Below are 23,022 nucleotides of genomic sequence, written 5' to 3' on the forward strand. Positions count from 1 at the left end.
GAACGCGGGCGTATTTAAACATTTTTATTGTTTCGAAGGCTGCCAAGTTGTCAGACATCCTCAAACCCCATGGTGAAACTGCGCCCAGTGGCGAAAATCTGGAGTATGATCCGGATTTCATCGCCATGGAGCTTGCAGGGCAACCCGAGGAAGAGAGACAGGCCGGAAAAGAGATCGTTGAGGGCAGTGATCCCGACTACAAGGATCTCGCCAAGAAAGCACGTGTCGTTCTTGAACGCAGCCATGACCTCCGCGCGGCGGTCTACCTTGCGGACAGTGAATTGCGTCTCAAGGGACTGGTCGGGTTTGCCGAGATCACGGCTTATCTTCGCGGTTGCCTCGAAGAGTATTGGGACACCTGCCACCCGCAGCTTGACGCGGATGACGACAACGATCCGATGATGCGGATCAACGCGGTCAGCGGGTTGGGCGGACGGACGACAATCCTGCGTGGACTGCGGACTGCGGCCCCTCTGACCAACAGCCGGGCTGTCGGACGGATCACCCTGCGCGACATAGAGATCGCAAATGGCGAGGCGCAGCCACGAGAGGACGAAACGCCGAAATCGACGAATGAGATCGACGCGGCCTTTACCGATACACCAACCGAAGACCTTGAGGAGTATTTCCGTTCAGCGACTTCGGCTCTAGAGGATGTGCGCGCCATAGACGCGGTGTTCTATGAAAAAACACCGGGGTTCGGACCAGCGCTGGATGACCTGCAGCGTATGCTGGCCCGGATCGTGAAAGCCCTGTCCGCGCATGTCGAAGCGGACGCTCCCGCGGACACGGCCGAAGCCGAGGGTGCTGCCACGGAGGGCGATCCGCGCCCGGCTGCAAAAAGCGCTGGTGTGCCCGGAGAGATCACGACGCGAGCGGATGTCATCGCGGCTTTGGACCGCATCATGGTCTATTACAAACGGCATGAGCCATCGAGCCCGCTGCCGATCATCCTGAAGCGCGCCAAACGTTTGGTCGGTGCGAGTTTCATGACCATTATCAACGACTTGGCCCCATCTGGCGCAGAAAGCGTCAAGCTTGTCAGCGGGGGAGTGGAGGAAGACGAAGCGACCAGCGACTGACTTGTCGACTGGCAGACGCCGTCGAATTTTGCATCGCGGCCGTGGAGGAAAAGATTTTGAAATTCGAACAACAGACGGGGAAATAATATGTCCAGTTCTCAGAAGTTCATTGCACGAAACCGCGCCCCAAGGGTTCAGATCGAATATGACGTCGAACTCTATGGCTCGGAAAAGAAGGTCCAGCTCCCGTTCGTGATGGGTGTGATGTCGGACCTCGCCGGCAAATCGGAAGTCCCGCAGCCCAATATCGCGGACAGGAAGTTTCTGGAAATCGATGTCGACAATTTTGACGACCGGATGAAGTCGATGAAGCCGCGCGTGGCCTTCACGGTTCCGAACACGCTGACGGGCGAAGGCAACCTGTCGGTCGATGTCACCTTTGAAAGCATGGATGATTTTACTCCGGGTGCGATCGCCAAGCAGGTCGAACCGCTGCGCAAGCTGCTCGAAGCGCGCAACGAGCTGTCCAACCTCATGACCTACATGGACGGCAAGCCCGGCGCGGAAGAACTGATTTCCAAGGCGATGAATGATCCGGCTCTTCTCAAGTCGCTGGCAGCCCAGGCTGCACCAACGGACGGGGACGACGCCGCAAAGGACGAGGGATAAGAGATGGCTGAACAAGCAACAGAAGCACAAGTCGAAGGCGGCGCAACCGAAACCTCCGACTCCGACTTTGCAAGCCTGCTCCAGAAGGAATTCAAGCCGCGCACGGACACAGCGAAATCCGCGGTCGAATCCGCTGTCACGACGCTTGCACAGCAGGCGCTCGAGAACGCGAACCTGATTTCCGAAGACGTCTTGCAATCGCTCGAGGCGATGGTCGCCGAGATCGACCGAAAGCTGTCCGAGCAGATCAACCAGATCATTCACCACGACGAGTACCAGCAACTCGAAAGCGCGTGGCGAGGCTTGCATTTCCTGGTGAACAACACCGAAACCGACGAGATGCTGAAGATCCGGGTGCTTAACATCTCCAAAAAGGATTTGCACAAAACGGTTCGCAAATTCAAAGGCACCGCCTGGGATCAGTCGCCGATCTTCAAAAAGCTCTATGGCGAGGAATTTGACCAGATCGGTGGAGAACCGTATGGCTGCCTGGTCGGTGACTATTACTTCGATCACACCCCCCCCGATGTCGAGCTTTTGGGGGAAATGGCAAAGATCGGTGCCGCTGCACATGCGCCTTTCCTGGCTGCTGCCGCACCGTCGCTGATGAATTTCGAAAGCTGGAGCGAGTTGGCCAATCCGCGCGATCTGACCAAGATTTTCCAGACTCCGGAATATGCCGGTTGGCGCAGCCTGCGCGAAAGCGAAGACAGCAAGTATATCGGTCTTGCAATGCCGAAGTTCCTTGGCCGTCAACCATACGGAGCGAAATCGAACCCGGTCGAGGAATTCGCTTTCGAAGAAGACACTGGGAATGGCGATTCCGACAAGTTTGCATGGGTGAACGCCGCCTATGGCATGGCGTTCAACATCAACCGGTCATTCAAGAAATATGGCTGGTGTAGCCGTATCCGGGGTGTTGAATCGGGTGGCACGCTCGAAGGGTTGCCAACCCACACCTTTCCGACCGATGACGGCGGTGTCGACATGAAGTGTCCCACCGAGGTCACGATTGGGGACCGCCGCGAGGCGGAACTGGCCAAGGCGGGGCTGATGCCGCTCTTGCACCGCAAGAACACCGACAACGCGTCCTTCATTGGCGCGCAGTCCCTGCACAAGCCAGCGGTCTATGATGACCCGGATGCGACGGCGAACGCCAACCTGAGCGCCCGGCTTCCGTATCTGTTCGCCACATGCCGCTTTGCACATTACCTGAAATGCATGGTGCGTGACAAAGTCGGATCGTTCAAAGAGCGCGCCGACATGGAGCGGTGGTTGAACAGCTGGATTCTCCAATACGTCGATGGAAGCCCGGGCAGTTCCAGCGAACGCACCAAGTCCGAAAAACCGTTGGCGGCAGCCGAAGTCAAGGTTCAGGCGGACCCGGAAAACCCTGGGTACTACAAGTCGCAATTTTTCCTCAGACCGCATTACCAGCTGGAAGGCCTGTCCGTATCACTGCGGCTGGTGTCCAAGCTGCCTTCTGAGAAGGCGTAAATCCATAAGCCGCGGCGGGTGCATCGCCGCGGACCATTTATCTGACCCAAGCGGCAAAAGCTGCGAAACATTAAGAAAGGAAGACCGTCATGGCTGTTGACATGTTTCTCATTATCGAAGGCGAAATCGAAGGCGAATCAAAGGATAAAACCCATGCGAATGCCATTGATGTGCTTGCCTGGTCCTGGGGATTGAGTCAGTCTGGCACGTTCCACACGGGTGGTGGCGGCGGCGCCGGGAAGGCGAATTTTCAGGATATCAGCGTCACCAAATGGGTCGACAACGCGTCGGCCGAATTGATGAAGTACTGTGCTAATGGCGACCACTTCGAATCTGCCAAGCTGATCGTGCGCAAGGCTGGTAAGACCCCGCTCGAATACATCGTCATCGAAATGACGAAGGTCATGATCACGTCGGTCTCGACCGGTGGATCGGGCGGTGAAGAGCAGTTGACCGAGAACATTTCGCTCAATTTCGCGCAAGTCAAGTATTCCTACCAGAAACAGAAGGACGACGGCACCGGCGAGGCAGCCAAGGAATTCCCCTGGAACATCGAGGCGAACGCAGAAAGCTGATCCGCTTGCTTCGAACGTCGTCGCAGACTTCCTGCGGCGACAGCCTGAAATCACACAAACTGGAGCTCGCCTGTGCAGAATACCGCGACAGACCTACTCAAGGCCGGGGACCTGTCCGGCGCATTGGCGAGCTTGCAAGACAGCGTTCGGGCCAAGCCGGACGACGCGAAACTCAGGATTTTCCTGTTCCAGTTGCTTTGCGTCATGGGCGACTGGAAACGCGCCGTGGCGCAACTCAAGTTGTCGGCACAGCTTGATGCCGCGGCCTTGCCGATGGCCCAGACCTACCGCGAGGCCATCATCTGCGAGGTGTTCCGCGAAAAGGTGTTTGCCGGTGACAAGGATCCGCTGATCTTTGGCGAACCGCAGGATTGGGTGGCGCTTCTGGCGCAGGGTCTCAAGGCGCTGGCGCAGGGCAACCCCGATCGCGCCGCCGATCTGCGCGCGCAGGCGTTCGACAAGGCGCCGACAACGTCAGGCAGTCTTGATGAACAGGATTTCGAATGGATCGCCGATGCCGACATGCGGCTGGGTCCGGTTCTGGAAATCATCATCAACGGCAAGTATTTCTGGATGCCGTTCAACGTGTTGTCGAGCCTCAGGCTCGACCCGCCGCAGGATCTGCGCGACACGGTCTGGACCGCCGCCAACCTCACCTTGAAGAACGGTGGCGAACTGGTCGGGCTGATCCCGACCCGCTATGCCGGGACCGCCGAGCGCGGCAATGACAGCATGAAACTGTCCCGCGTCACCGAATGGGAAGACCTTGGCAGCGACACATTTGCCGGTTTGGGGCAACGTCTGCTGGCGACGGACACGAGCGAGGTGTCGTTGATGGACACGCGCAATTTCCAGTTTGCCCCGGTGTCGGCCGATACCGAAGGCGAGGTCGGGGTAGATGGCTGACCGAACACTGACAGAGCGGCTGCAGCCGTCCATCCTTGACCGCCTCACCGATGACAATCCCGAGAAGACGTCGGAACATGCCTCAGACCGCGTGATCGACATTCGCAGACTCAGAGAAATCATCCAGCGCGATCTGGCCTGGCTGTTGAACACCGGCAATCTCGAGTCGACGCTGGACGCGGAACGCTATCCCAATGTTGTTCGCTCGGTCGTGAATTACGGCGTGCCGGACTCGACCGGGGATTTCGCCAACAAGCAGCGCGCCGCCAACGTGCGGGATGCGATCCGCCGCGCGGTCGAACTGTTCGAGCCGCGTCTGATCAACGGGACACTCAACGTGGTCAGCCGGACTGCGGACGAAAAGCGCGAATCCGTGATCGTGTTCGACATCATCGCCGATATGTGGGCCGAACCGGTTCCGACCGAGCTCTACCTGCGCAGTCAGTTCGACACCACGACCGGGCACGTCTCGCTCGAGTACGGTGGGTGATCGGCTGTGGATACGAGGCTGCTCAGACATTACGAAACCGAACTTGCCTTCCTGCGCGAGATGGGTGCCGAATTTGCCCAGAGCTATCCCAAGATCGCGTCACGCCTCGGCATGGACGGGCTGGAGATCCTTGATCCGTATGTCGAGCGTCTGCTGGAAGGGACGGCGTTCCTCACGGCGCGGGTGCAGCTTGAACTTGAACTGCAATACCCGAATTTCACCAATCACCTGCTGGACGTGGTGTTCCCGCATTTCCTTGCGCCCACCCCGTCGATGATGGTTGCCGAACTGACGCCGGATATGGAAAACGCCGATCTGGCAGCGGGATATACCTTGCCCCGGTTGACCGTGCTGCGGTCAAAGCCGGTGCCGGGCGCGCAGAAAGCCTGCCAGTTCCGCACCGCCAGCGACCTGGACCTCTGGCCGGTCACGGTGTCCGAGGCGGAATATATCGACGGCAGGGGCGCGCTGGTCGCGGCGGGCGTGGCCAGGGACCCCAAGGCGCGGGCGGCTGTCCGGTTGCGATTGACCCGGCACGGTGGCCTGCCGATTGCGGAACTGCCGCTGGATCATCTGACTTTCTTTCTGGGCGGGCAGGTCAGCACAAGCTGGACATTGTTCGAAATGCTCTGCGCCAAGCCTGCGATGGCGGTGGCGCGGTCGGTCGACCGGCGGGACGATTGGGTGGTCGCGCTCGATCCGCCCGTGCAGCCGCGCGGGCTTGATCCGGCAGAGGCGCTTTTGCCGACGCCGCGCCCATCCTTTGACGGCTACCGCCTGTTGCAGGAATATTTCGCGATGCCGGAACGCAATCTTTTTGTCGAGGTGTCGGGTCTGGCCCCTGCTTTGGAGCGCACGACCGCGGACAGCATGGATCTCTACCTGCTCCTGCGTGACAACAAGGCCGAGATCGCGCCGAACGTGACACCCGAAGCGTTCAAGCTGCATTGCGTGCCCGCGATCAACCTCTTTCCCAAACGCTGCGACCGGGTGCCTGTTTCTCGTCGCGAGACCGAACACCACGTCGTGCCAGACCGCACGGCGCCCAAGGATTTCGAGGTCTACGCGATCACCAGTGTCGTGGGCATCCGCAAGGAGGGCAAGGACGACATACCCCTCAAGGCGTTCTATTCATCCGACGAATTCACCGCGGCAGGCGGCGGTGGGTCGGCGTATTACACCCACACGCGGCACCTGCGTCAGCGCAGCGAAAGCGAAGCCTTGCGCGGGGTGCGCACCAACTACCTGGGGTCCGAAAGCTACCTGTCGGTCGTCGATGCAAACCAGGCGCCGTATCCCGGCGACATGGGGCAATTGGCGGTGCAAGCCATGGTGAGCAACCGAGATCTGCCGATGCTCCTGCCCACCGGTGTGGACAATGTGTTCCATCTTCCCGATGGCGGGCCGGTCGCCACCATTCGCACCCTGATCGGGCCGACCAAGCCGCGTCCCTGCATCGCGCAGGGCGACGCGGCATGGCGTGCTGTCAGCCACCTGAGCCTGAACTACCTGTCGATCTCGGATGAAACCGATGCGCCGGGTGGCGGTGCGGCGGCGCTGCGCGAGCTTGTGGGGCTCTATACGCCGGTTGGTGACAGCGCGATGGAACGTCAGCTTGAGGGCATCATTTCGGTCACCACCCGCCCCATCGTGCGGCGCATCAGTGACGGCGTCCTGTCCACCGCGGTGCGCGGGCTCGAGATCACCATGCTGCTCGACGAGAGCCTGTTCGAAGGCAGTTCGATCTACACGATGGGATCGGTGCTCGAACGGTTCTTCCGCAAGTATTCGACGATCAACAGTTTCACGGAAACGGTCCTGAAAACCCAGCAAAGAGGAGAGATCGCGCGATGGTCACCAAGGATGGGGACAAACCGCGTGATCTGACTCACTACGAGCAGCTGGTCCGCGATCCCAAGTCCCACCACATCTTCTTCGCGATGCGTGTCCTCGAGGCGCATTTCGACGAACAGCCCCGTCTTGGCACGGCCCGTCGGCCCCGGCAGGAGAAGGTGCGCTTTGGGCAGGAGCCCCAGCTGGCCTTTCCGAAAACCACCATCCATGCGTTCGATCCGCAGACAGCGACCGCGCCCGCCAAGCTCAGGAACCTGTTTTTCGGGCTCTACGGCGCGCATGGCCCCTTGCCGCTGCACCTGACCGAATACGCACGGGGTCGCAAGTCGAACCACAAGGACGGCACGCTTGTCGCCTTCACTGACATGCTGATGCACCGGTTGATGGAACTGCTGTACCGCGCATGGGTCCGGGGCCAGCCTGCACCGGCCTTCGACCGCGGCGCCAATACCGAAACGGAAAACAAGATCGCGGCGCTGGGCGGGTATATGGGCGAGCACATGCGCGACCGTGACGCCATGCCCGACCTTGCCAAACGCCATTTCGCCGGTCTCTTGTCTGCCGCGCCCAAGAATGCCGAAGGGCTGGTGTCGATCCTCAAGGGGTTTTTCGACGCGCCGGTGAGCCTCGAAGAATTCATCGGGGAATGGCTGGTGCTGGAACCGGATGACCGCTGGCAATTGGGGGGGCAGGGCGGGCTGGGCCATACCACCTGCATCGGTGAACGGGTCTGGTCACATTCGTCCAAGTTCCGCCTGCGGGTCGGACCACTGAGCCTCGAGGAATACAAACGGTTCCTTCCCGGCACGCCCGCGCTGGCGCGGTTCCGCGCGATTGTGCGCAATTACGTGGGCGATCAGCTGGACTGGGATGTGAACCTTGTCCTGCGTGGACAGGATGTGCCGCAAGCGCAGTTGGGCGCGGGCACGCAACTGGGTCTGACCAGCTGGATCGGATCCGAAGACCACCCGGACGACGTTGCAGATTTATACATGACACCTTTGACAGACGTTCCATTGAAAGACGCCCTGGCGGCTTAGAAGAAACCATTTCGCGATATGCGAAGGAGAGTGAATTATGACCGAGATCAGCCGCGTTGCCCTGTTCGGCAAGCTCAACAAAGTCGGATATCAGGCCGTCGAAGGCGCAACGGTGTTCTGCAAGATGCGGGGCAACCCGTATGTCGAGATCATCCATTGGCTGGCCCAGCTTGTTCAGGTCGACAATTCCGACGTGCAGAAGATCATCCAGCACTACGATCTCGACCCGGCCAAGCTGTCGGCGGACATGACGCGCGCGCTGGATGCCTTGCCGCGCGGGGCAAGCTCGATCTCGGACCTCAGTTCTCACCTTCAGGACTCTATGGAGCGGGCGTGGGTCTATGGATCGCTGCTCTACAATTCCAATCAGGTGCGCACGGGTCACCTGATCCTCGGGATGCTCAAGACGCCGGAATTGCGGTCGATCCTGATGAACATTTCCAAGGAGTTTGCCAAGATCGGCGCCGATGACCTGTCGGACAGTTTCCACAAGGTCACGGATGGCTCGGTCGAGGACAGCCTGCGCCCGCAAGACGGATCGCAAACCGGCGGCGGTGCCGTGCCGGGCGAAGCCTCGGGCGCGATGGCGCCGGGTGCCATGGGCAAGCAGGAGGCGCTGAAACAGTTCTGCACCGACCTGACCGAACAGGCCCGCAACGGCGAGATCGACCCCATCGTGGGCCGGGACGAGGAAATCCGCCAGATCGTCGATGTGCTGATGCGCCGGCGCCAGAACAACCCGATCCTGACCGGCGAGGCCGGGGTCGGCAAGACCGCCGTGGTCGAAGGCTTTGCCCTGCGGATCGCGCGCGGCGACGTGCCGCCCGCGCTGCGCGAGGCGCGGTTGCTGGCGCTCGACGTGGGGCTGTTGCAGGCGGGTGCGTCGATGAAAGGCGAGTTCGAAAACCGTCTGCGGCAGGTGATCGACGAGGTTCAGGCCTCGACCGTGCCGATCATCATGTTCGTCGATGAAACACATACGCTTGTCGGGGCAGGGGGCGCTGCCGGGACCGGGGATGCGGCCAACCTGCTCAAGCCCGCCTTGGCGCGTGGCACTTTGCGCACCATCGGGGCCACGACCTGGGCGGAATACAAGAAACATATCGAGAAGGACCCGGCGCTCACCCGGCGCTTCCAGGTGGTGCAGGTCGAGGAACCGAGCATCCCCAAGGCGATCATGATGATGCGCGGCATCGCGTCGATGCTGGAAAACCACCACAAGGTGCAGGTGCTCGACGAAGGCATCGAAGCGGCGGTGTCGCTGTCCGCGCGCTATATCCCGGCGCGGCAATTGCCCGACAAGTCGGTCAGCGTTCTGGACACGGCCTGTGCCCGCGTTGCCGTCAGCCAGCACGCGGTGCCCGCCGAGGTGGATGACAGCCGCAAGCGGATCGACGCGCTGACGACCGAACTGGAAATCATCGGCCGCGACGAGACCGCAGGCATGGACATCGGCGCCCGCCGCGAGACCATTCAGGCGCTCAAGGAAGAGGAAGAAGCGCGACTGGCCGAACTTGACAAGCGCTGGGATGCCGAAAAGACAGTCGTGACCACGATCCTCGCTCTGCGCGCCAAGCTGCGCGAAGGCGGTGCACCCGTCGACACACCCGATGCGGCAGGCGAGGAAGCGGCCAAGAAAAGCCCGATGACCGCCGAGGAACGGGCCGAACTGCTGACGCAGCTGCGGGCCAAGAACAAGGAACTGACCGACCTGCAGGGCGAAAACCCGTTGATCCTGCCCATTGTCGATGCACAGGCCGTGGCCAGCGTCGTCGGTGACTGGACCGGCATTCCCGTGGGCCGCATGGTCAGTGACGAGCTGGAAACCGTGCTGAACCTCAAGGATCATCTGGCCAAGCGTGTCATCGGCCAGGATCACGCGATGGAGATGATCGCCAAGCGCATCCAGACCAGTCGCGCGGCCCTCGACAACCCGAACAAGCCGATCGGGGTTTTCCTGCTCGCGGGCACCAGCGGTGTCGGCAAGACCGAAACCGCGCTGGCACTGGCCGAGGTGCTCTATGGCGGGGAACAGAATGTCATCACGATCAACATGTCCGAATACCAGGAATCGCATACTGTCAGCAGCCTGAAAGGCGCGCCTCCGGGCTATGTCGGTTATGGCGAGGGGGGCGTCTTGACCGAGGCGGTGCGGCGCAAGCCCTATTCCGTGGTCCTTCTGGACGAGGTCGAAAAGGCGCATCCAGATGTGCACGAGGTGTTTTTCCAGGTCTTTGACAAAGGCGTCATGGAAGACGGCGAGGGCAGGGTGATCGATTTCAAGAACACGCTGATCCTTCTGACCTCGAATGCCGGATCGGACTTGATCATGGACATGTGTTCCGATCCCGACCTGATGCCCGAACCCGAAGGCATCGCCAAGGCGCTGCGCGATCCGCTGCTCAAGATCTTCCCGGCGGCACTCTTGGGGCGTCTTGTGACGATCCCCTATTATCCGCTGAACCCTGACATGATCGGCAAGATCACCCGTCTTCAGCTCAACCGCATCAAGAAGCGCGTGACCGAGGCGCATGGCGTGCCGTTCGACTACACCGATGCCGTCGTCGATACGATCGTGTCCCGCTGCCAGGAGCTTGAATCCGGGGGCCGGATGATCGACGCGATTGTCACGAACACGATGTTGCCCGACATTTCTGGCGAATTCCTGCGCCGCATGATGGAAGGCAAGACCGTCAGCAAGGTGGCCATCGACGTCAAGGATGGTGAGTTCACCTATGCGTTCGATTGATGCCGATGCACGTGGCACAGTACCGGGGCTTTCTGACAGACCATTGGCCAGCCCCGGCTTTGTGCGTTAGGCTTTGACGGAACGGAAGGAGCGACCGAGATGTTCAAGAAGCCCGATCCTTCGAACTTTCCCTTGCGTCTCGAAGGGACGCCCGAGGTCAAGAAGCTGCTGCCGATTTCCGCAAAGGTGACCGAACGGATCAGCCGGATCCCGACGATCGAGGTGCATTTCTACAGCGAGAACGAAGATTTGCCGCTGGAGGATATCGTCGGCAAGAGCATGCATCTGCTTGCGGTCAGCGAGGATGGTTCCAGCAAGCGCTGGTTCCGCGGAACCTGCGTGTCAGCCGAATTTGTGGCACTTCTGGATGTGGGCGGCCACTTCAAGGCCGAGGTGCGCCCGTGGCTCTGGTTCCTGACCCGGCGCACGGACCTGCGGATTTACCAGAATATGAAAGTGGTCGAGATCATCCAGTCGGTCCTTCAGGAGTACGGCTTTTCCGGCAATCTCAAGCTCAAGCTGTCGCACACCTATGAGACCCGCGAGTATTGCGTCCAGTACCGGGAAACCGACCTCGATTTCATTGATCGGCTGATGCAGGAAGAGGGCATCTACTACTATTTCAACCATACGCCGGACACCGAAGAGATGGTTCTGATCGACGACATGGGCAAGCATGTCGATATTGCGGCTCCGTCCACGCTCAAATACCGCGACTACTCCATGCGCTCCACGAACGAGACTTCCGAGCCGTTTGTCTTTTCCTGGAGCGGTCAGGAGAAGGTGCGCAGCGCCAAGGTGGTGCTCGAGGATTACAACTTCACGAATTCGACGGCGACGCTGACCTCGGAAAACCGGACGACGCGAAAGAAACATTACCTCGAGGACGCGCACGAGCGGTACGATTATCCCGGACATTTCCGCGAGGCCGGATTGGGAGAACATCGCGCGCGCGTCCGCATGGAGGCCGAGGCGGTGGCACAGCACACCGTGTCGGGGGTCTCGGACGCCATCAACATGGCGGTGGGCTGCCTGTTCAAGATCGAGGACCTGCCGCGCACCAAGGGGGAGCCGAAAGAGGTGCTGCTGCTCGAATGCGCGCATGAGATCGTGCAACTCGAGGCGTTCCACGAGGATTTTTTCGATGGTGCCGCCAAACTCGCCGAAGCGACCGGTGTGTCGCCCGACACCAAGGAACCGCACCTTGTCCGGTTCGTGGCGATGGACGCGGCGAACACGCAATACCGTGCGCCGTTCCGGACACCATGGCCCACGGTCGGCGGTATCCACACCGCCATCGTGACCGGTCCGAAGAAAGAGGAAATTCACACCGATGAATATGGTCGGATCAAGGTGCAGTTTCACTGGGATCGCGACGGCAAGGAGGATGACAATACCACCTGCTGGGTCCGCACCATGATGCCGTGGACCGGCAAGAACTGGGGGGTGATCGCTATTCCCCGGATCGGGCAGGAGGTTGTCATCAGCTTCGAGGAGGGCGATCCCGACAGGCCCGTCTGCATCGGCATGCTCTACAACGACAAGACGATGCCGCCTTATACCTTGCCAGAGAACAAGACACAGTCGGGCGTCAAGACCAACAGCACCAAGGGCGGCGGCGGGTTCAACGAGCTGATGTTCGAGGACAAGAAGGGCGAAGAGCTTGTGCGGTTCCAGTCGGAAAAGGATTACGAACAGATCGTCCACAACGACGCCACGATCACCGTGGGGCTGGACAAGAAAAGCCCCGGCAGCCTGAGCACGACAGTGCACAAGGATCTGTCCGAAACGGTCAATACCGGTGACCACAGCACCGTGGTCGAACAGGGCGACCTGAGCATCGACGTCGATATGGGCAAGATCACCGTCACGGCGATGAAATCCATCGAATTGAAGTGCGGTGGGTCCACGATCAAGATGGACCCGCAGTCGATCGAGATAAAGAGCCCGACAATCACCGTTCAGGCCGACATGAAGGCCGATGTGAAAAGCCCGATGACCACAGTGAGTGGTGACATGATGCTGACGCTCAAGGGTGGCGTCGTGATGATCAACTAGGGGGACACATCATGGCAGGCCGTTTCAGCAAGCTGACCAAAATCCCCACCGATCCGGCAGCCAAGCTTTTGGCGCAAGGAAACGTGAAGCTGGAAACCCAATTGGACGCACCGGCAAGCGCGTCGGTCGAAGCTGTGCTGATCGAACTCGATGCCAAAGGGGCCAATGTTGACCTGCTGCGCCTTCTGTCCATCGCCTTGCCGCCGCGCGAACGGGTCTGGTGGGCGTGCCTTGCTGCCCGCGATATCGTTGGATTGGGAGTGGAGAACGAAACCCCTTCCTTGAAGACTGCCGAAGCATGGGTGTTCCGCCCTAGTGACGAAGCACGTGACAGCGCCATTGCCAGTATGGAACATGCCGACAAAGACGATGTAACCGTCCATTGCGCGATGGCGGTCATGTATTGCGATGGCACTCTGGGCACTGGCGACATGGCGCAGCTCCCCGCACCGCCGGGCGGGTCGTCAATTGCTGCCTTTGCCATGAATGTGGAAGCGATTTCGACGCGAACGGACGATTTCGACGCATATATTCAAGAGCTTATTGACCGCGCTGTCGATATCGGACGAGGTGGCAACGGGAAGCGCAAGGAACAGGAAGGGGGCACCTAGATGCCAGGACCTCCGCAGGCCAGATTGCTTGATTTTCATGCGTGCTTTACACCCGGCCCGCCCCCGGCGCCGCCCGTCCCGATACCGGTTCCGGGTATCCCGATTATTCCGCCGTGCTGCGTCACTGTTATTGTCGGCAAGTTTCCGGCGGCTCGGATACTGGACATGACCAACCCCGCCTTTCCGCATCCGATCATCAAGGGATCGACCACCGTGCTGATCGGCAAGATGCCCGCAGCCCGGATCGGGGATAGCGTTGCTTGTGGCGGCGTGATCATGAAGGGTGAATTTACCGTGCTTGTAGGAGGCTGACCGCCAGTGATGACGGTGACACTGAAATTTCAATCCTCCGGTATGGTGCCGGGCGATGGGCGTCCGGTGCAGATGAAGGGTGGCAGCCTGACCGTGGGGCGTGGTCCGGGCAATGACCTCGTGCTGCCCGATCCGGACCGCATGTTGTCGAAAAGCCATTTTGTCATCGAAGATCACAACGGCAAGATCGTGATTGTCGACTTCTCGACCAACGGGACCTTCCTCAATTATTCCAAGGCACCGTTGGGCCGCGCACCGACGACGCTCAACAATGGGGATGTTCTTTCGGCGGGGGGGTATGAATTGGTGGTCGAGATCGGGCAGGAACTGGCTGATCTGGATGACCTGATGCCGCGCAAGCAGGAACAGACCGGACTGTCCCACGGCAATGCCGACAATGCCCCTGATCCTTTGGCGATGCTCGATGATCCCGGGCAGGGCGGTGATTTCCTTGACGATCTGCTGGGCGCAGAAGGCGGACCAACCGGGCCAAAGAACCTCGGGGCCTCCGACCCGATCGACGATCTTCTGCCGCCGCTCGGCGAGGAAGAAGACCCGTTCTTCCAGAAACCCATGGATGGCCGTGAAGGTGAAGGCGCATCGCTGCCGATGCACAACCCCTCGGTGTCGGACAGTTTCGCCCCCTCCGGCAAAAGCAGCCCCGGCCTGATCCCGGATGACTGGGACGATTTCCTTGCCCCGACCGATGACGAGATCCCGGCCAAGGAAGAAACACCGCCCCCCGCGCCCGAGCCTGTCGCGCCGCTCATCCCCGAAGAACCCCTGACGCAGGAACCCGCGCCGACACCCCCTTCGGACCCGGTGCCGCAAGCACCTCCCGCCGGTTCAGGTGGAGATCAATCCGCCGCCCGCGCCTTTGTCGCGGCGCTGGATGTCGAGGATCTGGTGATCGACGATGCCGATCTGGAACGCAGCATGACGCGCATGGGCCGCGTGATGCGCATGATGATCGTCGGGCTGCGGGAAATCCTGATGACCCGGACCTCGATCAAGTCCGAATTCCGCATTGACCAGACCATGATCGCCTCTGGCGGAAACAACCCGCTCAAGTTCTCGCTCAGCGAGGATGACGCGGTCATGGCCTTGGTCAAACCCAAGGCCAAGGGATACCTGAGTTCCGAAACCGCGACCGAACAGGCGTTGGGTGACATCAAGGCGCACGAGATCGCGATGGTCACCGGAATGGAAGCCGCGATCAAGGGTGTGCTTGCCAAGCTTGATCCCGAAGTGCTTGCAGGACAGATTGAGACATCCACCGCGATTGGAAGTATGTTTAAAGGTAAGAAGGCCCGGTATTGGGAAGTATACGAAAAGATGTACGCCCAGATTTCCGATCAGGCCGAAAATGATTTTCACGAACTGTTCAGCCGCGAATTCGCGCGCGCCTACAAGGAACAGCTCGAAAAGTTAAAATAAGCGCGTTCGCGCGCCAAGGTGACGGGAGTGAATTAACGTGTCCTGGGACAACAAGGTGCTGTGGACGGAGGGGCTGTTTCTGCAGCCGCACCATTTCCAGCAAGCAGACCGTTACACCGAAGCGCTGGTTGCAGGGCTGGCGCGCCGTGTGACGCCCTATGCCTGGGGCTTCAGCGAGCTCGAGATCGACGACGAAGCGCTCAAGATCGGGAAATTCGCCGTGAAATCCTGTGCCGGGCTGACGCAGGATGGCACCGTCTTCCGTGTGCCGCAGGCCGAAAACCACCCGCCCTCGCTCGAGGTGCCGGACAACATCAAGGATTGCGTTGTCGTTCTGACCATCCCGCAGCGGCGTCAGGGTGCCACCGAGGTCGATCTGACCGAAAGCGGCAATTCGGCCAGCCGTCTGAAACCCGCCGAGATCGAGATAACCGATGTGACCGGCGCAGTCGGCAAAGGGGTGACCATCGGCGTCGGCAAGCTGCGCCTGCAATTCGCGCTCGAGGTGGATGACCTCGCCGACATGCTGGTGATCCCGATTGCCCGCATCATCGAAGTGCGCCCCGACAAGGAAATCCTGCTCGACCGTGCTTTCATTCCCAGTTGCGTCGATATCCGCGCTGCCCCGACGCTTGCGGGCTTCGTGAGCGAGCTTGAAGGGCTGCTGTCACATCGCATGACCGCCCTTGCCGGGCGTCTGTCGGAAAGCGGGCCCGCACGCGGCACGGCGGATATTTCAGATTTCCTTCTCCTGATGACGGTGAACAAGGCGTTGCCGCTTTTCCGGCATTTCACCCATATCGAAAACGTCCACCCCGAGACCGTGTACCGCGCCTGCATCACGCTGGCGGGCGAACTGGCCTCCTTCATGGCGGAAAACAAGGAAGCGCCCAAGCTTCCGCCGTACAAGCACGACAACCAACCGGCGACCTTCCTCCCGGTGTTCCGCATCCTGCGCCAATACCTGAGCGCCGTTCTGGAACAATCGGCGGTGCTGATCGCGCTGGAAGAACGCAAATACGGCATCAGCGTCGGTCTCATCGCCGATCGCAAGCTGCTGTCCACTGCGGGCTTTGTCCTTGCGGTCAAGGCCGAGGTTCCGGCCGAGGACATCCGCCGTCATTTCGCGGGCCAGTCCAAGATCGGACCGGTCGAAGAAATTCGGCAATTGGTCAACTCCGCCCTGCCGGGCATCACATTGAGACCCCTGCCAGTGGCCCCGCGCCAGGTGCCATATCAGGCAGGAAAAGTGTATTTTGAACTCGACGCCGACAGTCCGTATTGGGGCAAGATGACGACATCCGGCGGCATCGCCGTGCATGTGTCAGGTCAGTACCCCGGACTTGATATGGAGCTGTGGGCGATCCGAAATAGTTAACGAGAGGCTGCTGCGATGTCTGACGAAGACCCGTTTGCCGAACCGGATGACACGGACAGAACCGTCATCAAGCCCAATCCGGGAGGCCGGCGCACGGCCGCGCAGGTGCCACCGCAACCGACACAGGCGCAACCCGCAGCGCCGCAATACGCGCCGCCCGATCCGCCCGCCGCGCCGCTGGACACGTTCGGCATTCCCGCCGCCGCAAGCCTGCAAGATGCCACTGCACAGCGCGCGCAGCAGCAGGAGGTCGAGCCGGTTCTGACCGGCATGAACCGGCTGAATGCCTGCGCGGCCCCGCTGTTTTCCCTGATCAGCCGCATCCGCAACCGCGCGCAGCACATGGATGCCGACAAGCTGCGCCAATCCGTGGTCTCCGAGGTGCGGGCGTTCGAGAACCGCGCGCTTCAGGCGGGGATTGCTGCGCAAACGGTCAAGGCCGCACGCTATTCGCTGTGTGCGACGCTCGATGACGTGGTTCTGAACACGCCGTGGGGCGGGCAGTCCAACTGGGGCCTGCAATCCATGGTGGGCACGTTCCACCGCGAAACCGTCGGTGGCGACCGCTTCTACGATCTGCTGGCGCGGCTGGAAAAGGAACCCGCCAACAATATCGACCTGCTGGAATTCATGTACATGTGCATGTCGCTCGGCTTTGAGGGGCGGCTGCGTGTCGAACAGGGCGGGCCGGACAAGCACACACGCATCCGCGCCGGGCTGGCGTCGGTCATCCGCGCGCAACGCGGCGCGATGGAGCGGGACCTGTCACCCAACTGGAAGGGTGTGGAAAAACCCTACCGCGCCCTGTCGGCGTGGAAACCGGTCTGGATCGCGCTGGGCGTCACCGGACTGTTGCTGATCAGCGAATTCGCCAGTCTCAGCTATGTGCTGTCGAACCGGACGGAAAACCTGATAGGGCAGTTGTCGATCATCGAAGCGGGTCCAGTGGCCGAGCTTGAACGCCGCGCGCCGCCACCGCCCCCTCCGCCCCCGGTCGACGCGCAAGCTGTTCAGCTTGAAAAATTTGCAACCTTCCTGAAACCCGAAATCGACGAAGGTCTGGTCAACGTGTTCGGCAAGGGCAACACGCTGGTGATCCGCATTGCCGGGTCGGGCATGTTCGGGTCCGGGTCCGACGCGTTGGTCGACAAGTTCCGTGGTTCCATCGACCGCGTCGCGCAGGCGCTGAACGACGAGCCGGGCAAGGTGATCGTGGTAGGCCATTCCGACAACGTGCCGATCCGGTCGTCGCGGTTTCCCTCCAACATGCACCTGTCCCTCGCACGGGCGAAATCGGTGATGAACAAGATGGCTGACGCGATTGACGACGATTCAAGGCTGAGCGCCGAGGGCCGCGCCGATGCCGAACCCATTGCAGATAATGGCACCGCCGAAGGAAGGGCCACGAACCGCCGTATCGAAGTGGTTCTGGTACGGGAGAACGAGGCATGAAGGTCTTGCGGTTCTTTACATCGATCTATTTCGGCCTGTTCTTCGCGGCGTTCGTCCTGTCGCTTCTGGTCTGGTATCTCGGGCCGCTGATCGGGAATGATCAGGTCCGCCCGTTCGGGTCGGTGATGACGCGGCTCTTGATGGTCGGGCTGTTTGCGCTGATCTTCGGCGGCATCGGTCTGGGCATTTTCCTGAGCCGCCGCAAACGCGAAACCCGCATGACCGAGGAAATCGCCGCCAGTGTGGACACGGGTGACGATCTGGTCGGCGGTGAAATCTCGGAGCTGCGCGACAAGCTCAAGACGGCGATGTCGGAACTGCGCAAGTCCAAGAACGGGCGCAAGCATCTGAACGAATTGCCGTGGTACATCATGATCGGCCCGCCGGGTGCGGGCAAGACCACAGCCATCGTCAATTCGGGGCTGCAGTTTCCGCTGGCCGACGAGATGGGCAAGACCGCCATCGGTGGCGTCGGCGGCACGCGCAACTGTGACTGGTGGTTCACCAACAACGCTGTGCTGATCGACACGGCGGGCCGCTATACGACGCAAGAAAGCGATGCGCAGGCCGACAATGCGGGCTGGATCGGCTTTCTGGACCTGCTCAAGAAGTACCGCAAACGTCAGCCCATCAACGGCGCGATCATCGCCATCAGCCTCAGTGACCTGGCCCTGCAGGACGAGATCACCCAAAGGGGCCATGCCGCCGCCGTGCGCGCGCGCCTGACCGAGTTGCGCGAAAAGCTCGGGGTCCGCTTTCCGGTCTACGTGCTCTTTACCAAGGCCGATCTGATCGCCGGATTCACCGAATTTCACGACAATCTCGGCAAGGAAGACCGCGAACAGGTCTGGGGGTTCACTCTGCCGCTCGAACAGGGCAAGGCAGAGGCATCGCCTGTCGCCAGCTTCGACACGGAATTCGCGGCGCTGCTGGAACGGCTCAACATGCAGTCGCTGGAACGGATGCAGGCGGAAAGCGACCCGCAGCGCCGCACGCTTGTCGCCGGGTTCCCGTCGCAGGTGGCCTCCATGCGCAGCGTCGCGAAGGCGTTCCTGACCGAAGTGTTTCAGGAAAACCGCTACCAGCACCGCCAGATGTTGCGCGGTGTGTATTTCACCTCCGGCACGCAGGAAGGCACGCCGATCGACCGTCTGATGTTGTCGATGGCCCGCACCTTTGGCATTGGCCGTCAGGCCATCGGAACGGGGCAGGGCGCGGGCCGGTCCTATTTCCTCACGCGGCTTTTCGAGGGAGTGATCTTTCGCGAAGCGGGTCTGGTCTCTGCCGATGACAAGGTCGAACGGCGGTACAAGATCACCAAATGGGCGGCTATCGTGGCAACCATCATGGTCGCGGCAGGCGCAGGGGCGCTTCTGGTCCGGTCGTTCCAGGGCAACAGCGAACTGATCGCGCAGGCCAATGCCCATGTGACCGAATATTCCGCCTCCGCCGCGACGCTTCCGGGCAGCCCGATTGGCGACACAGACCTTGTGCCCATTGTCGAAGCGCTCAACGTGCTGCGCGACATGCCTGCCAATCCGACGATCTCGGACCCGGCACCGGACGGCCGCCTGACCTACGGTCTTTACCAGGGCGAGGTGATCGGCTCGCAGGCGGCGCAAACCTATCGGCGCGCTCTGAACCAACGGCTGCTCCCTCGCTTGCTGCTGCGTCTCGAAGAACAGATGAGCGGCAACATGAACAATCCCGACCTGCTCTACGAGGCGCTCAAGATCTACCTGATGCTGGGTTTGCAGGGACCGATGAACTCGGACCTCGTTGCGGAATGGATGCAGCTGGATTGGGAACTGTCCTATCCCGGTCCTGCCCGCGAGGAGTTCCGGCAGGATCTCGAGATCCATATGAACGCGCTGCTGGATCAGCCGATGCAACAGATCGAATTGAACGGTCCGCTGGTCGAACAGGTGCAGACGCTGCTGTCGGAAATGCCGCTGGCACAACGCGTGTACAACGGGATCATCAACAGCCCCGCGGCGGTGTCCCTGCCGACATGGCGGGTCAGCGATGCCGGTGGCCCTGCGGTCTCGCGGGTGCTGGTGCGGTCCTCGGGCAAGCCGTTGACCGACGGGGTCGAAGGCATCTTTACCCATGACGGGTTCAACTCGGTCTTTCTGGGCGAAGCGCTCAGCGTGGCTGAGCGGATCCAGCGTGAAAGCTGGGTTCTTGGCCCGCGCGGAGAGGCCGAGCAGACCGAACAGGCGCTGGCCGCGCTGAGCCGGGATGTGCTTGATCTCTATTACAACGACTTCATCGCACGCTACGACGCGATCCTTGGCGATGTCGATATCATCCCACTGGAATCGCTCAGCCACGCGGTCGAAGTCACCAACGTCCTGTCTGGCCCGACCTCACCCATCGTGAACCTCCTCGAAGCGATTGCCGACGAAACACGGCTCACCGAGGACCGCAGCGGTGGCGGTGGCGCCGAAGACCTCGCCACGGATGTGGGCGGGATTGCCCAGCGTGATGTGCTGCGCCAGACCAGCACGCGCACCCGACTGCTGCTCGAGGCCCTGTCCCAATCCGCGGTGGCCTCCGGCGAAGCGGCACCGCAGCCTCCCGGTGCCTATGTGGTCGACCGCTTCAACTGGTTGCACCAGTTGACCACACCGCCGGAACCGGGATTGCCGTCACAGCTTGACGAATTGATCGGGCTTCTGACCGAACTCTATCAGGAACTGAACAAGATGAGCTTTTCCGGCTCGTCCTCCAGCAACGAAGGGGGTGCGGCGATCCAGCGGTTCCAGGAGGCGGCAGCCCGTGTGGACGGCCCGCTGGAACGCTGGGCGACCCAGATCACGTCGGGATCGTCCGGGATCACCTCCGACAACACCCGCACCGGCATCAACGCGCGCTGGCAATCGGCAGTGCTGCCCTTCTGTCAGCAGGCCCTTGCCGATCGCTACCCGTTCAACCGCCGCGCGCAGGCGGATGTGGCGATCGCCGATTTCCAGAAGCTTTTCGCCCCCGCCGGCTTGATCGACAGTTTCGTCAACGAAAACCTGATCCAGTATATCGACACCCGCACGCGGCCCTGGTCGTGGAAACAGGTGAACGATGTCGATCTCGGGATCAGCCCGGCGGTTCTGGAGCAATTGCAGCACGCCGCCGAGATCCGCGAGGCGTTCTTTGCGGCAGGCGGTGCTGCACCGAACATCCAGTTCCAGATGATGCCGCAGGCGCTTGACCCCAAGGCCGAAGCGGTGACGCTCGAAATTCACGGCAAGCAGGTGCCTTTTGCCCATCGGGGTGGCGCGCCGACGCCAGTGGCGCTGGATTGGCCGGGCGGGGTTGGTCTCGCGCGGATCACCTTCGAGCCGGCTGCGGCGAATGCCGAAAGCGTGCTGCAAAAGGACGGCCCCTGGGCGTGGTTCCGGCTGCTGGACGCGGCAGAGGTGCGACGCACCAACGTGTCGGACCGCAAGCGCGTGATCTTCAACGTCGGTGGGCGCATTTCGATCTTCCAGCTGCAGGCCGGATCGGTCCGGAATCCGTTTGCGCTGCCGGCGCTTTCGAAATTCAGCTGCCCGAAAACGTTCTGATGACCGCCGCGATGTTCGGAGCCTTCGGAAAGATCCCCTCGGTCGGGGATTTCTTTCGGATCAACGCGCCCACGGGCTTCGCGACGGTCTGGGACGAATGGCTCCAGCGCTGCCTGCTGTCAGGCGCGCATTTCTACGGCGCGCGGTGGGACGAATTGTACATGTCCGGTCCGATCTGGCGGTTCTGCCTGTCTGCCGGAATTGCCGGACCGAACGCGATCATGGGTGTACTCATGCCGTCGGTCGACCGTGTCGGCCGTCGCTTTCCCCTGACTTTGATGGGGCCAGTGACCCAGGAAACGCCGGTTATCCAGGTGCATTTTGCGGATGCGGACACGTTCGACTCGCTCGAAACCATCGCACTGTCGGTGCTCGATGAAGACATCGGCAAGGATGCGCTCGGGGAAAAGCTGTCGGTGCTTGATCCGCCCGTCATCACGAAAACAGCATCCTGCCGGATCGTACCGGGAACGGGGTTGGCCTGTACGGGCACCGATCCGCAAGACATGCTGCACCGCGTTTCAGCCGGTCTGCTCGCAAGGTCGTTTCAGGCTCCGACGATCTGGAGCACGCTCATGGAGGGCGATTGCCGCCTGATGGTCTGCGACGGTTTACCGGAGGGGGCGAACATGCAAGGCTTGTTCGATCTGGACGCGGATCTTTGGAGAGAGGGCATTACATGAATGTTGTCACGCCACGGGTCCGCTTCAACGCCCGCAGCCATGTGGGCCTCAAGCGCAAGGTGAACGAGGACTCGGTCCTCGCCTTGCCCGAACACAATATTTGGGTCGTGTCCGACGGCATGGGCGGGCACGAGGCAGGGGATTTCGCCAGTCGCCTGATCACCGACATGATCGCCACCATCGCACCGGACCTGCCCGCGACGGATCGCATGCACGCGCTGCGCCATGCGATCCAGAAGGCGCACAGCGTCATCCGTGCCGAAGCAGACGCCCGTGGCGTGGCCACGATTGGCGCGACCGTGGCAAGCCTGATGCTGGCGAACGGGCATTTCGTGGGCATCTGGGCCGGAGACAGCCGCATCTACCGGGTTCGCGATGGCACGATCCAGATGTTGACCGCAGATCATTCGCTTGTGGCGTCGCTGGTGGAATCTGGTCAGATGACATGGGACGAAGCCGAACATCACCCGCAATCGAACGCGATCACTCGCGCGGTCGGGGTCGGGGACGCGCTTGAACTCGACAAGGTGCGGGGTACTGCCGAACCCGGCGACCGGTTCCTTGTCTGCTCGGACGGCCTGACCAAATACGCGACATTCAAGATGATCGAAGACGTGATGAACGCCGAGCCGCTGGAAACGGTGGTCGACCGCCTGATCCAGATCGCGCTGGACGGGGGCGGGGCCGACAACATCACCGTGATCGTCGTCGACGTGACCTGACGGC

18 protein-coding genes are annotated in these 23,022 nt (G+C 61.1%); all 18 read left to right on the forward strand.

Features of this window, described 5'->3' with window-relative positions; genetic code table 11:
- Positions 1 to 47: 47 nt before the first annotated feature.
- A complete protein-coding gene (tssA, locus tag IEV82_RS12845) occupies positions 48 to 1,082 on the forward strand; it encodes a type VI secretion system protein TssA (protein ID WP_188482438.1) in 1,035 nt (344 codons plus the stop codon).
- A gap of 87 nt (positions 1,083 to 1,169) precedes the next feature.
- Positions 1,170 to 1,691, forward strand: coding sequence for a type VI secretion system contractile sheath small subunit (gene tssB, locus IEV82_RS12850; protein ID WP_188482439.1), 522 nt, complete (start codon positions 1,170 to 1,172; stop codon positions 1,689 to 1,691).
- 3 nt (positions 1,692 to 1,694) lie between these two features.
- Positions 1,695 to 3,188, forward strand: coding sequence for a type VI secretion system contractile sheath large subunit (gene tssC, locus IEV82_RS12855; protein WP_188482440.1), 1,494 nt, complete (start codon positions 1,695 to 1,697; stop codon positions 3,186 to 3,188).
- An 89-nt stretch (positions 3,189 to 3,277) separates the two neighbouring features.
- Positions 3,278 to 3,763, forward strand: a complete 486-nt coding sequence (locus IEV82_RS12860; RefSeq protein WP_188482441.1) for an Hcp family type VI secretion system effector — start codon at positions 3,278 to 3,280, stop codon at positions 3,761 to 3,763.
- 72 nt (positions 3,764 to 3,835) lie between these two features.
- Entirely contained in the window at positions 3,836 to 4,669 is an 834-nt protein-coding gene (locus IEV82_RS12865) for a type VI secretion system accessory protein TagJ (protein WP_188482442.1), read from the forward strand.
- Complete coding sequence (tssE, locus tag IEV82_RS12870; protein ID WP_188482443.1) at positions 4,662 to 5,159, forward strand: type VI secretion system baseplate subunit TssE; 498 nt, start codon at positions 4,662 to 4,664, stop codon at positions 5,157 to 5,159. The genes IEV82_RS12865 and tssE overlap by 8 nt, the downstream gene beginning before the upstream one ends.
- A 6-nt stretch (positions 5,160 to 5,165) precedes the next feature.
- Positions 5,166 to 7,046: a type VI secretion system baseplate subunit TssF gene (gene tssF / locus IEV82_RS12875; protein ID WP_188482444.1), complete on the forward strand. Its 1,881-nt coding sequence runs from the start codon at positions 5,166 to 5,168 to the stop codon at positions 7,044 to 7,046.
- The gene (gene tssG, locus IEV82_RS12880; RefSeq protein WP_188482445.1) at positions 7,010 to 8,053 is read left to right on the forward strand and encodes a type VI secretion system baseplate subunit TssG; all 1,044 of its coding nucleotides are present in this window, start codon (positions 7,010 to 7,012) and stop codon (positions 8,051 to 8,053) included. Before tssF ends, tssG begins: the two co-directional genes overlap by 37 nt.
- Before the next feature lie 37 nt (positions 8,054 to 8,090).
- Entirely contained in the window at positions 8,091 to 10,802 is a 2,712-nt protein-coding gene (gene tssH, locus IEV82_RS12885) for a type VI secretion system ATPase TssH (RefSeq protein ID WP_188482446.1), read from the forward strand.
- A 99-nt stretch (positions 10,803 to 10,901) separates the two neighbouring features.
- Entirely contained in the window at positions 10,902 to 12,860 is a 1,959-nt protein-coding gene (locus IEV82_RS12890; protein ID WP_188482447.1) for a type VI secretion system Vgr family protein, read from the forward strand.
- Positions 12,861 to 12,871: 11 nt separating this feature from the next.
- Positions 12,872 to 13,471 carry a DUF6931 family protein gene (locus IEV82_RS12895; protein ID WP_188482448.1) on the forward strand — a complete coding sequence of 200 codons (600 nt, stop codon included), beginning with the start codon at positions 12,872 to 12,874 and terminating at the stop codon, positions 13,469 to 13,471.
- Positions 13,472 to 13,783: a PAAR domain-containing protein gene (locus tag IEV82_RS12900; RefSeq protein ID WP_188482449.1), complete on the forward strand. Its 312-nt coding sequence runs from the start codon at positions 13,472 to 13,474 to the stop codon at positions 13,781 to 13,783.
- Between the two features lie 9 nt (positions 13,784 to 13,792).
- Positions 13,793 to 15,220, forward strand: a complete 1,428-nt coding sequence (gene tagH / locus IEV82_RS12905; protein WP_188482580.1) for a type VI secretion system-associated FHA domain protein TagH — start codon at positions 13,793 to 13,795, stop codon at positions 15,218 to 15,220.
- A 37-nt stretch (positions 15,221 to 15,257) separates the two neighbouring features.
- Positions 15,258 to 16,598, forward strand: coding sequence for a type VI secretion system baseplate subunit TssK (tssK, locus tag IEV82_RS12910; protein ID WP_188482450.1), 1,341 nt, complete (start codon positions 15,258 to 15,260; stop codon positions 16,596 to 16,598).
- Between the two features lie 15 nt (positions 16,599 to 16,613).
- Positions 16,614 to 18,050, forward strand: a complete 1,437-nt coding sequence (gene tssL / locus IEV82_RS12915; RefSeq protein ID WP_188482451.1) for a type VI secretion system protein TssL, long form — start codon at positions 16,614 to 16,616, stop codon at positions 18,048 to 18,050.
- Complete coding sequence (gene tssM, locus IEV82_RS12920; RefSeq protein ID WP_188482452.1) at positions 18,047 to 21,613, forward strand: type VI secretion system membrane subunit TssM; 3,567 nt, start codon at positions 18,047 to 18,049, stop codon at positions 21,611 to 21,613. The genes tssL and tssM overlap by 4 nt, the downstream gene beginning before the upstream one ends.
- A complete protein-coding gene (gene tagF / locus IEV82_RS12925; protein ID WP_188482453.1) occupies positions 21,613 to 22,296 on the forward strand; it encodes a type VI secretion system-associated protein TagF in 684 nt (227 codons plus the stop codon). Before tssM ends, tagF begins: the two co-directional genes overlap by 1 nt.
- Positions 22,293 to 23,018, forward strand: a complete 726-nt coding sequence (locus IEV82_RS12930; protein ID WP_188482454.1) for a PP2C family protein-serine/threonine phosphatase — start codon at positions 22,293 to 22,295, stop codon at positions 23,016 to 23,018. The genes tagF and IEV82_RS12930 overlap by 4 nt, the downstream gene beginning before the upstream one ends.
- Positions 23,019 to 23,022: the final 4 nt, after the last annotated feature.

The organism is Marivita lacus (assembly GCF_014637725.1).
GTDB lineage: Bacteria > Pseudomonadota > Alphaproteobacteria > Rhodobacterales > Rhodobacteraceae > Marivita > Marivita lacus.

Excerpts from the sequence above, each read along its gene's own strand:
- tssL (WP_188482451.1), top strand. The coding sequence starts at position 16,614 with ATGTCTGACGAAGACCCGTTTGCCGAACCGGATGACACGGACAGAACC.
- tssC (WP_188482440.1), top strand. The coding sequence starts at position 1,695 with ATGGCTGAACAAGCAACAGAAGCACAAGTCGAAGGCGGCGCAACCGAA.
- tssM (WP_188482452.1), top strand. The coding sequence starts at position 18,047 with ATGAAGGTCTTGCGGTTCTTTACATCGATCTATTTCGGCCTGTTCTTC.
- IEV82_RS12890 (WP_188482447.1), top strand. The coding sequence starts at position 10,902 with ATGTTCAAGAAGCCCGATCCTTCGAACTTTCCCTTGCGTCTCGAAGGG.
- IEV82_RS12930 (WP_188482454.1), top strand. The coding sequence starts at position 22,293 with ATGAATGTTGTCACGCCACGGGTCCGCTTCAACGCCCGCAGCCATGTG.
- IEV82_RS12860 (WP_188482441.1), top strand. The coding sequence starts at position 3,278 with ATGGCTGTTGACATGTTTCTCATTATCGAAGGCGAAATCGAAGGCGAA.
- IEV82_RS12900 (WP_188482449.1), top strand. The coding sequence starts at position 13,472 with ATGCCAGGACCTCCGCAGGCCAGATTGCTTGATTTTCATGCGTGCTTT.
- tssH (WP_188482446.1), top strand. The coding sequence starts at position 8,091 with ATGACCGAGATCAGCCGCGTTGCCCTGTTCGGCAAGCTCAACAAAGTC.
- tssE (WP_188482443.1), top strand. The coding sequence starts at position 4,662 with ATGGCTGACCGAACACTGACAGAGCGGCTGCAGCCGTCCATCCTTGAC.
- tssB (WP_188482439.1), top strand. The coding sequence starts at position 1,170 with ATGTCCAGTTCTCAGAAGTTCATTGCACGAAACCGCGCCCCAAGGGTT.
- tagH (WP_188482580.1), top strand. The coding sequence starts at position 13,793 with ATGACGGTGACACTGAAATTTCAATCCTCCGGTATGGTGCCGGGCGAT.
- tssG (WP_188482445.1), top strand. The coding sequence starts at position 7,010 with ATGGTCACCAAGGATGGGGACAAACCGCGTGATCTGACTCACTACGAG.
- IEV82_RS12895 (WP_188482448.1), top strand. The coding sequence starts at position 12,872 with ATGGCAGGCCGTTTCAGCAAGCTGACCAAAATCCCCACCGATCCGGCA.
- tagF (WP_188482453.1), top strand. The coding sequence starts at position 21,613 with ATGACCGCCGCGATGTTCGGAGCCTTCGGAAAGATCCCCTCGGTCGGG.